Genomic DNA, 14,040 nt, shown 5'->3' on the forward strand with positions numbered 1-14,040 from the left:
TTTTTTTGAAACCGATTACGCGAGAACGATGAACATGCTGAAATCCGATGACATGGGAAAACTGGTGCTGCGCCTCGCCGTGGGACTGCTGGTTCTGCTGCACGGCCTGTTCAAGCTGGTCAATGGCGTCGGCGGCCCTGAGGCCATGCTGGTGGCCAAAGGCCTGCCCGGCTGGCTGGCATATGGCACGTATCTGGGTGAAGTGCTCGGCCCTTTCCTGATCGTCATGGGCACCTACACGCGAGTCGGCGCTTTGCTGGTGGTCATCAATATGCTGTTTGCCTTCTTCCTGGCGCATAGCGGCGAGCTGGCGCACATGTCACGCAGCGGCGGCTGGGCACCGGAATTGCCCGGCATGTTCCTGTTCGGTGCCTTGGCGATTTTCTTTCTGGGCGCCGGTCGCTTCAGCCTGTCGGGTGCTGGCGGCCGTTATAACTAAGCAAGGTGCCGGTGCCAGATACTGGCCCCACTACCCTGCCTGTTGCCCTGGCTCCCTTGTTTCTGCCAGTCCTAAGTCCTAAACCTCCTGGGCCGCGCCTTTGCGTTGCACAAGAGGTTTGGGACGGTCAGCGGGATATCACTCATTAGAATTAATTGTTTCAATAAAAACAATTAATTGAGGTAGATATCTGAACTTTTGGATGAAGTGCCTGGTTCGTGATCCGGGTCTGCCGGGCCAGCGGTTTTTCACCCTGCACGCCTGCGCCGGGATGGCCATGGCAATCCCGGTTCTGATGGGTGACCGATGGCTCGATCAATCGCCAGACGCGTCAGCGCGGCAGAATCTCTTCAATCACATCGGCTGGCCGGCAAAGGCGTGTTCCCAGGTCAGTCACGACGATAGGCCGATTGATCAGTATGGGGTGCTCGGCCATGGCGTCCAGCAATGCGGCATCGGTCAGCGTCGGAGCGTCCAGTTTCAACTCCGTGAACACGGCTTCTTTGCTGCGTACGACATCACGTACCTTCAGTCCGGTAGCAAGGATCAGCGCTTCCAGTTGCGCACGCGTGGGAGGATGTTTGAGGTATTCAATGACTTCTACCTCCAGGCCCGCGTCTTGCAGCCGTTGCAAAACTGTGCGTGAGGTGCCGCAGCGCGGGTTGTGGTAAATCCTTGCTTTTGCCATGGTGCTCATGCTCCTGCTTTGTCCAGGCGTTTGAGGAAAACCTGCATTTCCTTGACCAGCTGTTTATCGCCGCGATTTTCAGCACGGACGACACCCTCTTCCCAGGCCATGCGGGCACCGCCCATGTCATTGAGTGCCAAGCGGGCGCGGCCCAGCCATTTCCAGGCCGCCCCGTAATCCGGGTCGTGCGCCAGGGCGGCTTCCAGTTCGCTGGCCGCTTCCTGATAGCGTTCCTGCTCGGCGTAGGCCTTGCCCAGGCTGAATCGCAACAAAAGGTTGTCCTGTCCGCCCTGGCGCATGGCCTCCAGGCGGCTGAGCAAATCATTCTGCATAATTTTTTCCTCTCATGGCCATCCGTTCACATTTGCTGAAACTTCCTTGATTTGAACGCATGGACTTGAATGCCTGTCTATACGATACTGTCGTGCAGCTTTGTCCCGGATGCCAACGTTTCTGCTGTGTTTGGCGTCATCGACTTTTTCTGGATCAATGATGATAGACCTGTTCTACTGGCCTACGCCTAATGGCCAAAAAATTGCCATTTTCCTGGAAGAAACAGGCCTGGAATACCGCCTGCAGCCAATCAATATTTCCAAAAACGAGCAATTTCAGCCACATTTCCTGGCTGTGTCGCCTAACAACCGTATCCCTGCCATTATCGACCACGATCCGGTCGATGGGAAAGCGGCAATCCCCATTTTTGAATCGGGCGCAATTCTGGTCTATCTGGCTGAGAAAACCGGCAAGTTCCTGTCGCCCGATCTGCGTGAGCGCATGGATGCGCTGCAATGGTTGTTCTGGCAGATGGGCGGATTGGGGCCCATGGCTGGCCAGAACCATCACTTTTCCGTATTTGCGCCAGAAAAGGTGCCCTATGCCATTGAGCGCTACGTCAAAGAGACCACACGTCTGTATGGCGTACTGGAAAAACGCCTGACGGACAGGCCATTCGTCGCCGGGGAATATTCCATTGCGGATATGGCCATTTATCCCTGGATTGTGCCGTATGAGCGTCAACAGCAGAACATTGAGGATTTTCCGCGCATCAAGGACTGGATGGCGCGTATTGCCGCTCGTCCGGCCGTGAGGCGCGCCTATGAGTTGGGCGAAAAAGTGCGCAACGCAGCCTGACAGGCCCTGGTGTACGGCGGCGCACGCCGCTGTATTGATTAACCCAATTCTTTTAAAGAGGTACGCAACGATGAAACACAATTTCCCGGCATTGAATCGCTCTCCCCGAAGCCAAGCGCTGCTGGCGGTATCTGCGTTGACAACTGCCATGTTGCTGGCTGCCTGCGGGACCAAACCTCCGACGGATATTGGCGTGACACCTGTCAAAACCAGTGCCGCCTTGCCGTACAGCCTGGAAAGCTGGAAAGAAATCCAGAACAGCTGCGAACTGACTACCCTGAGCGCTAACCAGTATTGCGGCAATCTGACGGTGGAAGTGGCGCGTTACCCGACTCAGCCCGCCTTGAATCAAAGCATTGAAAGCCAATTGCTGCACATGCTGGACGGCGGCCAGTCTCCGTACACAACGATCAAGGCCTTGCGTGCCGCGTTCCTGCAAAGCGCCGCGCCGCAGGACGTTGTGACGCTCCAGGCAAAACCCTATCGTGAAACGCCATCTTTGCTGGTCGTAGAGCTGGAAACCGAAGAATATGCCGGCGGCGCCAATGGCATGTTCCAGACTGAGTACCTGAATTGGTCGATTCCCCAGCAACGGGCATTGACGCTCGACGATGTTCTGGAGCCTGGCGCCAAGCCTCGTTTTGAAACCTTGCTGCGCACTGCATTCGATCAATGGATGGCGGCCAAGAATCTGAGCCAGGCGCAGTACGCGGAGTATGTGCAGACCTGGCCCTACCAGCCCAGCAACATTTTTGCACTGGAAGCCGACGGCGTGCGGATTCTGTACCCCTTGTATTCGATCGCTCCGCGTTCGGATGGCATGCCGGTATTCAATCTGCCCTATTCCTCGCTCGAGGGGATCTTGAAGCCCGAGTACCTGCCCGCACCGGTGCAGGCAGCCAAGTAAGCCGGAAATAGGCAGCGCATCCGGCACATCCGCTCAAGTTAAGCAACCGCCGCTTGCGGGGCGCTGTGCGCATTGGCCTGATGGGGGAAATCCCGTCAGGCCATTTTTCTGGGTCACCTTGTGGGTGCAAGAGCTGTACCAGCAGATGCGGCAAGATCCGGTATGGTGGTGCTGGGCCATCCCGTTTCGCAGCCATCCCAGGCTAGGGCCGGTTAAACTCGCCGCTTCAGGCCATGGCGGCCTTGGTCTCTTTTTTTCATGTCTGCCGATTTCACCTATTTCAATCTGCCCGCCACGTTGTCGTGGGCAGGCTTGCGCGCCGGACAAGGTGCGCCGCTGCTTTTCATTCACGGTTCTCTGTGTGATGCCCGTTACTGGCGGGCCCAAGTGTCGGAATTTGCCCAGCATGGGCGCGATGCTATAGCCCCCAGTCTCCGCGCCTACTATCCAAGCAAATCGTATCCCGAGCTGTCTTGGTCCAGGGATGTCGATGAGCTGACACAATTGGTGCAGGCGCTGCCAGGCACGGTCGATGTCGTGGCGCATTCACGCGGCGGCCTGCTGGCGTGCCATCTGGCCCAGCGTATTCCGGAAAAATTGGGAAAAATGGTATTGGTCGAACCGGCCGGCCGCATGGAAGGCGATGACAGCGCCGCCCTGCGTCTGGACAAGGCATTCCGGGATCGGTTGGCCGCGCAGCTGGAAGCCGGTGTCACCGAAAGCGCTGTCGCCGAGTTTGTCGATAGTGTCAGCCGCGAAGGCAGCTGGCGCTACAGCCCGGCCAGCTTTCGCAAGATGGCACTGGATAATGCCCATACCTTGCCCAGCCAGCTCAATACTGACCTGCTGCCGCATTATCAGCCAGAAGCCTTGGCGGGCCTGACTTTGCCCGTACTCCTGATGCAGGGGCAACGCAGCCCGGAACGGTTTCATGAAACGGTTGCGCATTTGGCCGCTCACCTGCCCAACGCCAGCGTGGTGGAAGTGGCTGGCGCCTCGCATGCCGTCAATCTGGCACATCCCCGCCGTTTCAACGAAATCGTTAGCGCATTTCTGGCTTGATATGACAAGCCAGCAGGCCGCACATCCCGGTCAGGTCGCCAGCCTGGGGTGTGCAGCATCTGCGCCGGCGCCGGGCTGGCAGCCCGGCCACGATCAGGGGTAGAGACCGCGCAATTGGCGGGCTTCGAGGATGCGCGAGCAGGCCACGATAAAGGCCGCCGTGCGCAGGGACACCCCGTGTTGTTGTGCGACACCGGAAATCGACGCGTAGGCAGCACGCATGATGCGTTCCAGCCGTTGGTTGATTTCATCTTCTGTCCAGAAGAAACTGGAAAAGTCCTGTACCCATTCAAAGTAGCTGACTGCCACGCCACCGGCATTGGCCAGCACATCCGGCACGACCTGTATGCCCTTGTCGCGCAGGATGTCATCTGCCTGTGGTGTCGTGGGGCCGTTGGCGCCTTCCACGACAATCCGTGCACGGATACCCGGTGCATTTTCCTCCGTCAGCTGCCCTTCCAGCGCCGCCGGCACGAGGAACTCGGCCTCCAGCGTCCAGAAATCGTCGTTCGCGAGATCTTCGCCGCCAGGAAAACCCGCGACGCCGCCATGGGTCTGCACATGCTGGCGCAAGGCCGCAACGTCCAGGCCTTTATCATTGCGCACGCTGCCGGTGTGATCCTGCACGGCAATGATCTTGGCGCCGGCTTCCTGAAACAGCTTGGCGGCAATACCGCCGACATTGCCGAAGCCCTGCACCAATACCCGTGCACCTTCCAGCGGAACGCCCAGATCCCGGGCAGCTTCGCAAGCCACGACAAATACGCCGCGGCCCGTGGCTTCATTCCGCCCCAGACTCCCACCCAGCGTGATGGGCTTGCCGGTCACAACGCCAGTGGCGGTCGCACCCTCGTTCATTGAGTAGGTGTCCATCATCCATGCCATAACCTGCGCATTGGTATTGACGTCCGGTGCGGGAATGTCCTTGTTCGGCCCGATGATGATGCCGATTTCGCTGGTATAGCGGCGCGTCAGGCGCTCCAGTTCGCCCATGCTGAGCTGGCGGGGATCGACCCGGATGCCGCCCTTGGCGCCGCCATAAGGCAGATTGATGGCGGCATTCTTGACCGACATCCAGGCAGACAGTGCCATGACTTCGGATAACGTAACGTCCTGGTGATAACGCACGCCGCCCTTGCCCGGGCCGCGGGAGGTATTGTGTTGGACACGATAGCCTTCAAAGTGGGCAATTTTTCCATTGTCCAGTTCGATCGGAACATCGACGACCAAGATGCGCTTGGGACGCTTGAGGGTTTCCAGCCATCGTGCCAGATCGCCAAGATATGGCGCGACACGGTCTATCTGTTGCAGGTAAATGCCCCAGGGACCGAGGTGGTTGGGATCAAGATAGGATGGCAGGTTGTGCGTGGGGTGCTGCGCAATCATTCCGGGTGTCTCCGTTGTGGCCGGTGATTTACAAAGTTGCGCCCCAAATTCTATGCGAGATCGCGCTGCAAAAAATGATTGTCCCCATTTATTTTTTTGTCGCGCAACAACACTCCGTCCAACTCGGATTTTCAGGATTTCGTTAATGAAAATAAAGATTTAGGATTTCAGGGCAACCCTACCTTCCGCTACGGAAGGTTCACCAGGCCGAATCTTGGCGGCCTGAGTACTGATAGATGGCAAATATCAGCGGGCCTGAACAGCCTGGCGGGCCATCAATTCACGCAATTCAGCGGCCAGGCGCGTATGCCCCTTGGATTGCGCAAAATCCATGGCCGTCCGTCCATCCGCCGTCTGTTGCTGCAAATGTGCGCCGGCCTGAAGCAAGTGTTCCACGGCGGGTTTGCTATTGGCCTGGGCTGCCATCATCAGCGGACTGGTGCCATCCGGCGCGGGCGCATTGACGATGGCGCCTTCGGTCAGCAGCAGATCGACGGTATCGACATGGCCACCAGCGGCTGCGTAATGCAAGGCGGTCCAACCCAGTTTGTTGACCTCCGCACCGCGCCGGATCAACTGCTCTACCCTGCCAGTCTGCCCCATCAAAGCCGCATACATCAGCACATTTTCATCCCAGCGATTGCGTGCTTCCAGATTCAAGGTGGGAGCTGCCGCCAGCAGATCAAATGCATTCCAGGCATTTTTGCGGACGGCATACATGATGGAGGGCATGCCTTCGGCGTTGCGCAGATTGGGATCGGCGCCCGCGCGCAGATCGCTGGCGACAGCGGCTGCCCTGTCATTATCGAGATTGATCCACCAGTCTTTCGGCGCATGGGTGCGCGCATCTTTGCTCGCCCAGGCCGTGCCACAGCACAGGCTGAACGCGAGCATCAGGCAAAGCTGACGACGGCCGGATGATGTACGGAGACGGGCTTTCCCGACGGATTCCGGGGTCGCCGGCTGCGTGGCTGATGGGGGCAGCGATGGCAAGAACGAAAAGTGGCGGCGGGTCATGACAAGCTCCAGCAACAAGATCGAGACTTTACTTTAACAAAATCACTTTAAAGAAGTCACTTTAACTAAAACGCTTTATGTATATTATGTAAATATATGATTTTGTTGGTATTTTTTAAATATCCAGGAGCAAGCCAGAAAATCCTATAAATCAGATCAACTTATCTTTTTATCTTTTTGAAAAGATTGAAGAAATTTTCTGTTGTTGCCTGCCCGACCTGCGCTGCATCCAGTCCTCGCAGCTCGGCAATCTTTTCCGCGACATAACGGACTTTGGAAGGGTCATTGAGCTTTCCCCGGAACGGAACGGGTGCCAGATAGGGAGAATCCGTTTCAATCAAGAGGCGATCCAGCGGCACTTTGCTGGCCACATCATGGATGACCGGTGCATTCTTGAAGGTCACAATGCCGGAAATTGAAATGTAGAAACCCAGATCCAGGGCTTTGCGCGCGTTGTTCCAGTCTTCGGTAAAGCAATGCATCACGCCGCGCACTTCGCCCTGTCCTTCCTGGGCAATCATGTCGATGGTTTCGGCGGCCGATGCGCGGGTATGAATGATCAAGGGCAAACCGGTCTGGCGCGCTGCCTGGATATGCTCGCGAAAACGCCGTTTCTGCCATTCGGGCTGGTCTTCACGGCGGTAATAGTCCAAGCCGGTCTCGCCGATCGCCACAACCTTGGGATGCTGCGCCATTTCCAGCAGCATGGCCGGGCTGGCTTCCGGTGTGTCTTCATAATCCGGATGCACGCCGGCCGAGGCCCATAGCCTGGGCGAGGACTCCACCAGCGCCATCATGTCGGGCCAGTCCGGCAAGTTGACACTGACACACAAGGCATGGGTGACCTGATTGGCATCCATGCTGGCAAAAATCTCGGGCAGCTGGTCTTTGAGTTGAGGAAAATTCAGATGGCAATGAGAGTCGATATACATGATGCGGCCGTACTCACGCTCGCGTGGATAGCAGGATGCGCTGTAGTGCGCTATGGATGAAAAGTTTCGGGTTGAGCGGATGTTCCGCAATCGCTTGCTGGCGCTTGATCCATTGTGCGGTATCGCTCAACCCGACCGGGTCGGCCCGCCGCGCAATTGCCTCGGTATCCGCTGCCAGCGCCGGGTAATAACGCGGCGGTAAGCCCGCCATGGCGAGCTGCAAGTCAAAATAATAGCGCTGCAGCGCATCCAGCCATTCGCTGGCGGCTGTTTTTTCCAGCAGGTCGGCAATATTGCCGATATCACCCTGCCCGGCTTGTGCCAGCTGGCCGGAGAGTTGCTGCAACCAGGCCGGACAGGGTTGCGCGCGCCCGGCAGCCAGTTTTACCGCCAGTACGGGTGCGCCTCCGGCGGCGGCCAGCCAGGCATCCGCGTCACTTACCCCCTGCTCCGCCATCCAGGCCCGCGCTGTGTCCTTGGCCGGAACTGGCAACGGCAGCCGGCGGCAGCGCGACACAATGGTAGGCAGGAGTTTATCTGGCGCATCGGCAACCAGCAGAAATACGGTGTTGGCTGGCGGCTCTTCCAGAATTTTCAATAAGGCATTGGCGGTAATGTGGTTCAGGGCTTCGGCGGGATACAGGACGGCAACCCGCCATCCTCCCCGGTGCGTAGCGGTATTGAACCAGTTGCCCAGCCTGCGTATCTGTTCGGCGCGAATTTCCTTTGAGGGCGCTTTCTTGGCGCCGCCGCCATCGTTGCCGGCGGCGTCGGATTCTTCTTCGCCATTCCCCTCTTCCTGGGCAACGCTATCCGGCCGCAACAAGCGCAAATCGGGATGATTGCCGGCAGCAATCCAGCCGCAGGCCTCGCAACGGCCACAGGCCAGGCCTTGCTGTGGCTGCTCGCATAACAGGCTGGCAGCCGCCGCACGGGCAAAATGTGTTTTACCGATGCCTGCCAGGCCATGAATCAGCCAGGCATGCGCAAAGCGCTCACGCTGGGCCAGCCAGTCCGTGGCGACTTTTTTCTGCCAGGGCAAAAATTCGTAGCCGGACTTGATCGGGCTTACTGCCATGATTGCAATCGTTCCATGAGAACCGACTCTACCGATGCCCGCACTTCGTCCATTGAACGCGAGGCATCAATGATCCGGATACGGCCAGGTGCGGCAGCCGCACGACGCAGATAGGCCTGCCGGGTGCGTTCAAAGAAAGCGTCGGCTTCGGCTTCGAAACGGTCGGGTTCACGCGCATTGGTGCGGCGGGCTCGCGCGACCTCCAGCGGCACATCGAATAACAGTGTCAGATCCGGCTGGGTACCAAGCTGCACCCATTGCTCCAGGCTGGCGATGCGCGAGTCATCCAGTTCGCGGCCGCCGCCCTGATAGGCATAGGTAGCGTCCGTAAAACGGTCGCACAGCACCCAGCCGCCACGCGCCAGCGCCGGGCTGATCAGCGTACGCAGGTGCTCACAGCGGGCAGCGAACATCAGCATCAGTTCGGTATCCTGGTGCATAGGCTGATGGAGCAGCATGTCACGCAGGTGTTCGCCGGCGGGGGTTCCGCCCGGCTCCCGGGTAACGACCAATTCCGGCGCGTACCGACGCAGGCAATCGGCGATCCAATCCATATGACTGCTTTTGCCGGCGCCGTCCACGCCTTCCAGAGTAATGAAATAGCCTTGCCTGGCGGCCATGGGTTCCCTTCAACGATTCAGAATAAAACGGACGACGTTGCGGTTATGTTCCGCCAAAGTCGCAGCAAAGGCGCTGCTGCCATCGCCCCGTGAGACGAAATAGTAATAGCCATGCTCGTCTGGCGCCACCGCCGCAAGCAAGGACGCGCGTCCAGGGCTGGCGATGGGCGTGGGCGGCAGGCCGCGCCGGGTATAGGTATTCCAGGGCGTATCGGTTTCGAGATCACGCTTACGGATGCGGCCCTGATAGCGTTCCCCCATGCCGTATATGACCGTCGGGTCGGTCTGCAACGGCATATTGATACGCAGACGATTGATGAACACTCCCCCAACCTTGCCACGGTCTTCATGATGGCCGGTTTCCTTTTCGATAATGGAAGCCAGCGTCAGTAATTCATAGGGGGTCTTGAGCGGCAGATCGGCCTGACGTTGTGCCCAGGCCTGCTCCAGCTCGCGAATCTGCGCCCGGTAGGCCTGCGCCAGGATATCGAAATCGCTGGTTCCAGGGGTAAAGATATAGGTATCCGGGAAAAACAGGCCTTCCGGCGCCTCAAAGTTGCTGCCCAGGCGTTCCAGCAGCGCTTGGTCGCTGACGCCATCCAGCGTCTGTTTGACATCCGGGTGTCCGCGCAGCGCAGCACGAATCTGCGCATAGCTCCAGCCTTCGACAAAAGTCAGCTGGCGTTGGCTCATGGTGCCGCTGGACAGGCGTTCCAGCAGTTGCAGCGGCGTATCCCCGCGCATCGCCTCATAGCCGCCAGCCTTGATACGGACATCATCCCCACGGTAACGGGCCAACCACGAAAAAGCACGTGGATTGATATCGACGCCCTGCTCCTGCAGGCTGGCTGCAATGCTGCCGGGCGTACTGCCGGGCGCAACCACAAAGTCTATTTTTTCCTGGCTCATGGCCAAGGGGTGTGTCGTCCAATACCAGGCGGCGCCACCGGCCGCAGCAACCAACAGGACTGCAGGCAGCAGCACCCAAAGAAGAAACAGACGCAGGTATTTCATGGTGAAAGCAATGTCATGGATGGAGCGGGCCACAAGCGCCTGCCCGGATGCGGATCAGTATGCGATGAGGCGACGATAGTACATGTAAAACGTTATGATGAAGCCGATATTCGCCCATTGGACGAGTCTCGCCCTGCCTGCCAGGATAGCGGCCAGCCAGCGCTGCTGCTGCCTGATATGGCGATGGCAGCCCCTGATCGGCATCAGGCAGGCTGGGCCATGTTTCCTTGCATCGGATTTGACCAGAATGACCACCATAGATTCCCTTGACGGTAATGATGCGGCACCGCTCTTCCTGACGCCGCTGCCTGAATTTGCCGTTTTCCGCGTCACCGGCGCGGATGCTGCCAGTTTTCTGCATGGACAGCTGACCCAGGACATTGAACATCTGGGGCCAGCCGAGGCCAGGCTGGCGGGTTATTGCAGCCCCAAGGGCCGCCTGCTGGTCAGCTTGCTGGTCTGGCGTTCAGGGGAACAGGCTTCCGGGCAGGCGCCTGAGGCGGCTGGAGACATTTTGCTGCTGGCGCGCGGGGATGCCGCGGACGCGCTGACGCGCCGGCTGGCGATGTTCATTTTGCGCGCCAAGGCCAAAATCTCTGCCAGCCCGCAAGCGGTCTATGGGGCGAGCGTGGCTGCCGAGCAATTGACTCAGGCGGAACAGCTCGCGGGCGGAAGCCTGCCCCAAACACCCTGGCAGAAGGCAGACCTTCCCAGCGGCACCTGGATTGCCTTGCCACAGGCACCCGCAGGGCCGTTGCAATGGTTTGTCCTGCCTGTGAACATGGAAGCACCGGTATTGGCCGGCGCGCAGACGATGGACGCCGAGACCTGGTATCAGGCGCATCTGGGAGCCGGTATTCCTTGGATAGGGGGTGCCACGGCAGATCTGTTCGTCCCCCAAAACGTCAATTTCGACTGCATTGGCGGCATCAATTTCCGCAAAGGATGCTACCCCGGGCAGGAAGTCGTGGCACGTAGCCACTATCGTGGCACGCTGAAGCGTCGTATGGGTTACGGTACCTTGAATGCTGCCCCAACGTTGCTGGCCGATCCGGCAGCGGATGTTTTTGATCCAGCTCGGCCCCAGGAACCTGCCGGTCGGGTCGTGGCCAGCGCGCCTGGCGTCGTCCTGCTGGAAGCACCGCTGGATGTGCTCGCCGCCGGTGAGCTGCGTTATGGGGCGGTAGATGGGCCTGCCATTACGATAGGCAGCCTGCCCTATCCATTGGAAAAGCCGGAAAACTGAGCGGGCGCTGGCCGGGCCGGTTCCCGCCCGGCTGCGAGACTGTGATTTGCGTCAGCCCTGGCGGCGCCGGCGCCGCTGCATGCCAGGCATGCCCTGGGCTTTCAGCTCCGCCCTGCGCCGGCGCGATTCCATGGGATCGAATACCAGCGGGCGATAGATTTCCACCCGGTCGCCATCATGCAGGGCCGTCTCCAGTGAGCAGCGTTTGCCGAAAACCCCCAGATCCAGGGCATCCAGCGGCTGCCCTGGCGCCCTACCCTCGTATTCCACAGCCAGCAGCGCGTCTCGTACCGTGGCGCCGGGCGGCAGCCAGCATTCTTCGAGCCAGGCGTGCCCGGCCTCGGCATAGCAAACCTGCACGCGCAGATCGCCGCCGGCATTCAACGGGCACGACTCAGGCATTGCCATAACAAGCTTGCGCGCGCTTGGTAAAGGAATCGATGAAGCTGGACGCAATGCGGTTGAATACCGGACCGACGACCGCTTCCAGCGCCCGGCTGGAAAACGCATAATCCAGCGTAAAGATGACTTTGCAGGCATCCTCTCCCAGCGGCAGGAACTCCCACCGCCCTGTCAGTGCGGAAAACGGTCCATCTACCAACTGCAGTGTGATGCTGCGCGGATAATCATGCGTATTCTGGGTCGTGAATTTCTGCCGCAAGCCGGCAAATGAAATGGTGACCGACGCACGCATGCCCTTTTCATCGCTGTGCAGCACCTCCGTCGCGCCACACCAGGGCATGAATTCGGGATAGCGGGCAACATCCGCAACCAGGTCGAACATCTGTTCAGGGCGGTGCGGGACCAGGACGGAGCGTTGTACTTTATGCATTACCTGTCGCAAATAGATAGAATAGATGGATTTTAACTGTTCGGGCGACGCCGGTTAAACAAAACCGGCCCAGGCATCTATGAGCATCATCGACAATCGCAAAGCATTCCATGATTATTTCATCGAAGACCGCTTTGAAGCCGGGCTGGTCCTGCAGGGGTGGGAAGTCAAGGCAATCCGCGGAGGACGCGCGCAACTGAAGGAAAGCTATGTCGTCGTGTTGAACGGCGAAATATGGCTGCTGGGCATGCACATCAGCCCGCTTCCTACGGTGTCCACCCACATTCACCCAGATGCAACACGCACGCGCAAGCTGTTGCTGAAAAAGGAAGAAATCGACAAGCTGATCGGCAAGGTCGAGCAGCGGGGCTACGCCCTGGTACCCTTGAACCTGCATTATGCAAAAGGCCGGATCAAGCTGGAAATCGGTTTGGGCCGAGGCAAGAAACTGCATGACAAGCGGGATACCTTGCGTGACAAGGACTGGCAACGCGAGCGTGAGCGTGTCATGAAGCACGATACGCGCAATCGCGCCGGCCGTTCGGAAGACTGAAGCACGCTGCACCCATCGCTGGTGCGGCAAAAAAGGCTGGTACGGCAATACCGTACCAGCCTTTTCGTTTTGTCTTCAGGCAAATGCTAGCGCTGCCTGCCTGGCGCAGGAAAACCTTAAGGCCCAGCCTGCGAGCAGCAGGCCTGACCAGGGGGCTCAGACGTCCGGGTTCTTGACACCCTTCACCACTGACAAGGCGGAGGCAACCAGCCCCCCCATGTCCGCCATATTGGACGGCAGGATCAGGGTATTCCCCTTCTTGGCCAGCTCGCCGAAGGCATCCACATAGCGCTCGGCCACCTTCAGGTTCACGGCTTCCTGCCCGCCGGGCTGGCGCACGGCTTGCGCGACTTGCGTGATGGCCGAAGCGGTTGCTTCTGCAATGGCCAGGACGGCTGCGGCTTCACCTTGTGCCTTGTTGATCTGGGCCTGTTTTTCCCCTTCGGAGCGGGCAATGAAGGCCTCTCGTTCACCCGTCGCGATATTGATCTGTTCCTGGCGGCGCCCTTCGGAGGCAGCGATCAGCGCGCGCTTGTCACGTTCCGCGGTGATCTGGGCCTGCATGGCGCGCAGAATTTCGTTGGGCGGCGTGAGATCCTTGATTTCATAGCGCAGAACCTTCACGCCCCAATTCAGGGCAGCCTCGTCCAGCGCGGAGACCACGGTACTGTTGATGATCTCGCGTTCTTCGAACGTACGATCCAGCTCCATCTTGCCGATGACCGAACGCAGCGTCGTCTGCGCCAGCTGGGTAATGGCCAGAATGTAGTTGGAGGCGCCATAAGACGCACGCATCGGATCGGTGACCTGGAAATACAGCACGCCATCGACCTGCAGCTGCGTATTGTCACGCGTAATGCAGACCTGGCTGGGCACATCCAGCGGAATTTCCTTGAGCAAGTGCTTGTAGGCGACGCGCTCGATGAACGGAATGACAAAGCCCGCGCCGGGTGTCAGCACCCGGTCGAATTTCCCGAGGCGTTCCACGACCCAGGCGTTCTGCTGCGGAACGATGGCAACGGCTTTGAATAGAATCAGCAGCACCAGCACTGCCAGGATAATGAAAAACAGCGAAGAGTCGCTCAGGTTCCACTGCATGGTTCCGTCCAGCCTTTTAAAACGGGTTTGGAGAAAA

The 14,040-nt window shown here is 58.9% G+C and carries 17 protein-coding genes; 6 read left to right on the forward strand and 11 right to left on the reverse strand.

Annotated features, from left to right (window positions below):
* The first annotated feature begins 34 nt into the window (after positions 1-34).
* Positions 35-439 (forward strand): DoxX family protein, encoded by a 405-nt coding sequence (locus ACNA1V_RS02125; RefSeq protein ID WP_415832026.1) that lies wholly within the window; start codon positions 35-37, stop codon positions 437-439.
* Between the two features lie 331 nt (positions 440-770).
* Here the strand turns inward: ACNA1V_RS02125 and arsC are convergent, their stop codons facing one another.
* Together arsC and ACNA1V_RS02135 are read right to left on the reverse strand one after the other, a co-directional pair.
* Positions 771-1,127, reverse strand: a complete 357-nt coding sequence (gene arsC / locus ACNA1V_RS02130) for an arsenate reductase (glutaredoxin) (RefSeq protein WP_415831929.1) — start codon at positions 1,125-1,127, stop codon at positions 771-773.
* A gap of 5 nt (positions 1,128-1,132) precedes the next feature.
* Complete coding sequence (locus tag ACNA1V_RS02135; RefSeq protein ID WP_415831930.1) at positions 1,133-1,459, reverse strand: tetratricopeptide repeat protein; 327 nt, start codon at positions 1,457-1,459, stop codon at positions 1,133-1,135.
* A 160-nt stretch (positions 1,460-1,619) separates the two neighbouring features.
* Here ACNA1V_RS02135 and ACNA1V_RS02140 point away from each other — a divergent pair, with 160 nt between their 5' ends.
* The 3 genes from ACNA1V_RS02140 to ACNA1V_RS02150 all read left to right on the forward strand — a co-directional run bounded on the left by ACNA1V_RS02140 (position 1,620) and on the right by ACNA1V_RS02150 (position 4,227).
* A complete protein-coding gene (locus ACNA1V_RS02140; RefSeq protein ID WP_415832027.1) occupies positions 1,620-2,258 on the forward strand; it encodes a glutathione binding-like protein in 639 nt (212 codons plus the stop codon).
* A gap of 70 nt (positions 2,259-2,328) precedes the next feature.
* A complete protein-coding gene (locus ACNA1V_RS02145) occupies positions 2,329-3,165 on the forward strand; it encodes an RsiV family protein (RefSeq protein WP_415831931.1) in 837 nt (278 codons plus the stop codon).
* 258 nt (positions 3,166-3,423) lie between these two features.
* On the forward strand, positions 3,424-4,227 hold the full coding sequence (locus ACNA1V_RS02150; protein ID WP_415831932.1) for an alpha/beta fold hydrolase: 804 nt from the start codon (positions 3,424-3,426) through the stop codon (positions 4,225-4,227).
* Between the two features lie 93 nt (positions 4,228-4,320).
* Here ACNA1V_RS02150 and ACNA1V_RS02155 read toward each other — a convergent pair whose 3' ends face one another.
* The 6 genes from ACNA1V_RS02155 to mltG form a co-directional block, all read right to left on the reverse strand.
* Positions 4,321-5,613, reverse strand: a complete 1,293-nt coding sequence (locus ACNA1V_RS02155; RefSeq protein WP_415831933.1) for a Glu/Leu/Phe/Val family dehydrogenase — start codon at positions 5,611-5,613, stop codon at positions 4,321-4,323.
* 246 nt (positions 5,614-5,859) lie between these two features.
* The gene (locus ACNA1V_RS02160) at positions 5,860-6,630 is read right to left on the reverse strand and encodes an ankyrin repeat domain-containing protein (protein ID WP_415831934.1); all 771 of its coding nucleotides are present in this window, start codon (positions 6,628-6,630) and stop codon (positions 5,860-5,862) included.
* Between the two features lie 161 nt (positions 6,631-6,791).
* The gene (locus tag ACNA1V_RS02165) at positions 6,792-7,562 is read right to left on the reverse strand and encodes a TatD family hydrolase (protein WP_415831935.1); all 771 of its coding nucleotides are present in this window, start codon (positions 7,560-7,562) and stop codon (positions 6,792-6,794) included.
* A gap of 13 nt (positions 7,563-7,575) precedes the next feature.
* A complete protein-coding gene (holB, locus tag ACNA1V_RS02170; RefSeq protein WP_415831936.1) occupies positions 7,576-8,640 on the reverse strand; it encodes a DNA polymerase III subunit delta' in 1,065 nt (354 codons plus the stop codon).
* Positions 8,631-9,260, reverse strand: a complete 630-nt coding sequence (gene tmk / locus ACNA1V_RS02175; RefSeq protein ID WP_415831937.1) for a dTMP kinase — start codon at positions 9,258-9,260, stop codon at positions 8,631-8,633. Before tmk ends, holB begins: the two co-directional genes overlap by 10 nt.
* A gap of 9 nt (positions 9,261-9,269) precedes the next feature.
* Entirely contained in the window at positions 9,270-10,274 is a 1,005-nt protein-coding gene (gene mltG, locus ACNA1V_RS02180; RefSeq protein WP_415831938.1) for an endolytic transglycosylase MltG, read from the reverse strand.
* A gap of 247 nt (positions 10,275-10,521) precedes the next feature.
* Between mltG and ygfZ the strand changes: the two genes are divergently transcribed.
* Positions 10,522-11,520: a CAF17-like 4Fe-4S cluster assembly/insertion protein YgfZ gene (gene ygfZ / locus ACNA1V_RS02185; RefSeq protein WP_415831939.1), complete on the forward strand. Its 999-nt coding sequence runs from the start codon at positions 10,522-10,524 to the stop codon at positions 11,518-11,520.
* Between the two features lie 51 nt (positions 11,521-11,571).
* On the opposite strand, the gene ACNA1V_RS02190 is transcribed toward ygfZ, so the two are convergent.
* Together ACNA1V_RS02190 and ACNA1V_RS02195 are read right to left on the reverse strand one after the other, a co-directional pair.
* On the reverse strand, positions 11,572-11,922 hold the full coding sequence (locus tag ACNA1V_RS02190) for an RnfH family protein (RefSeq protein ID WP_415831940.1): 351 nt from the start codon (positions 11,920-11,922) through the stop codon (positions 11,572-11,574).
* Positions 11,915-12,352: a type II toxin-antitoxin system RatA family toxin gene (locus tag ACNA1V_RS02195; RefSeq protein ID WP_415831941.1), complete on the reverse strand. Its 438-nt coding sequence runs from the start codon at positions 12,350-12,352 to the stop codon at positions 11,915-11,917. The genes ACNA1V_RS02190 and ACNA1V_RS02195 overlap by 8 nt, the downstream gene beginning before the upstream one ends.
* A gap of 79 nt (positions 12,353-12,431) precedes the next feature.
* Between ACNA1V_RS02195 and smpB the strand changes: the two genes are divergently transcribed.
* Complete coding sequence (gene smpB, locus ACNA1V_RS02200) at positions 12,432-12,905, forward strand: SsrA-binding protein SmpB (RefSeq protein WP_415831942.1); 474 nt, start codon at positions 12,432-12,434, stop codon at positions 12,903-12,905.
* Positions 12,906-13,061: 156 nt separating this feature from the next.
* On the opposite strand, the gene ACNA1V_RS02205 is transcribed toward smpB, so the two are convergent.
* Positions 13,062-14,003, reverse strand: a complete 942-nt coding sequence (locus ACNA1V_RS02205; protein ID WP_415831943.1) for an SPFH domain-containing protein — start codon at positions 14,001-14,003, stop codon at positions 13,062-13,064.
* Between the last annotated feature and the right edge of the window lie 37 nt (positions 14,004-14,040).

The organism is Kerstersia similis (assembly GCF_965139615.1).
Taxonomy (GTDB): domain Bacteria; phylum Pseudomonadota; class Gammaproteobacteria; order Burkholderiales; family Burkholderiaceae_B; genus Kerstersia; species Kerstersia similis.

Excerpts from the sequence above, each read along its gene's own strand:
- ACNA1V_RS02140 (WP_415832027.1), top strand. The coding sequence starts at position 1,620 with ATGATAGACCTGTTCTACTGGCCTACGCCTAATGGCCAAAAAATTGCC.
- ACNA1V_RS02190 (WP_415831940.1), bottom strand. The coding sequence starts at position 11,922 with ATGCCTGAGTCGTGCCCGTTGAATGCCGGCGGCGATCTGCGCGTGCAG.
- ACNA1V_RS02165 (WP_415831935.1), bottom strand. The coding sequence starts at position 7,562 with ATGTATATCGACTCTCATTGCCATCTGAATTTTCCTCAACTCAAAGAC.
- ACNA1V_RS02160 (WP_415831934.1), bottom strand. The coding sequence starts at position 6,630 with ATGACCCGCCGCCACTTTTCGTTCTTGCCATCGCTGCCCCCATCAGCC.
- smpB (WP_415831942.1), top strand. The coding sequence starts at position 12,432 with ATGAGCATCATCGACAATCGCAAAGCATTCCATGATTATTTCATCGAA.
- ACNA1V_RS02150 (WP_415831932.1), top strand. The coding sequence starts at position 3,424 with ATGTCTGCCGATTTCACCTATTTCAATCTGCCCGCCACGTTGTCGTGG.
- holB (WP_415831936.1), bottom strand. The coding sequence starts at position 8,640 with ATGGCAGTAAGCCCGATCAAGTCCGGCTACGAATTTTTGCCCTGGCAG.
- ACNA1V_RS02135 (WP_415831930.1), bottom strand. The coding sequence starts at position 1,459 with ATGCAGAATGATTTGCTCAGCCGCCTGGAGGCCATGCGCCAGGGCGGA.
- arsC (WP_415831929.1), bottom strand. The coding sequence starts at position 1,127 with ATGGCAAAAGCAAGGATTTACCACAACCCGCGCTGCGGCACCTCACGC.
- mltG (WP_415831938.1), bottom strand. The coding sequence starts at position 10,274 with ATGAAATACCTGCGTCTGTTTCTTCTTTGGGTGCTGCTGCCTGCAGTC.
- ygfZ (WP_415831939.1), top strand. The coding sequence starts at position 10,522 with ATGACCACCATAGATTCCCTTGACGGTAATGATGCGGCACCGCTCTTC.
- ACNA1V_RS02145 (WP_415831931.1), top strand. The coding sequence starts at position 2,329 with ATGAAACACAATTTCCCGGCATTGAATCGCTCTCCCCGAAGCCAAGCG.
- ACNA1V_RS02125 (WP_415832026.1), top strand. The coding sequence starts at position 35 with ATGCTGAAATCCGATGACATGGGAAAACTGGTGCTGCGCCTCGCCGTG.
- ACNA1V_RS02195 (WP_415831941.1), bottom strand. The coding sequence starts at position 12,352 with ATGCATAAAGTACAACGCTCCGTCCTGGTCCCGCACCGCCCTGAACAG.
- ACNA1V_RS02205 (WP_415831943.1), bottom strand. The coding sequence starts at position 14,003 with ATGCAGTGGAACCTGAGCGACTCTTCGCTGTTTTTCATTATCCTGGCA.
- ACNA1V_RS02155 (WP_415831933.1), bottom strand. The coding sequence starts at position 5,613 with ATGATTGCGCAGCACCCCACGCACAACCTGCCATCCTATCTTGATCCC.
- tmk (WP_415831937.1), bottom strand. The coding sequence starts at position 9,260 with ATGGCCGCCAGGCAAGGCTATTTCATTACTCTGGAAGGCGTGGACGGC.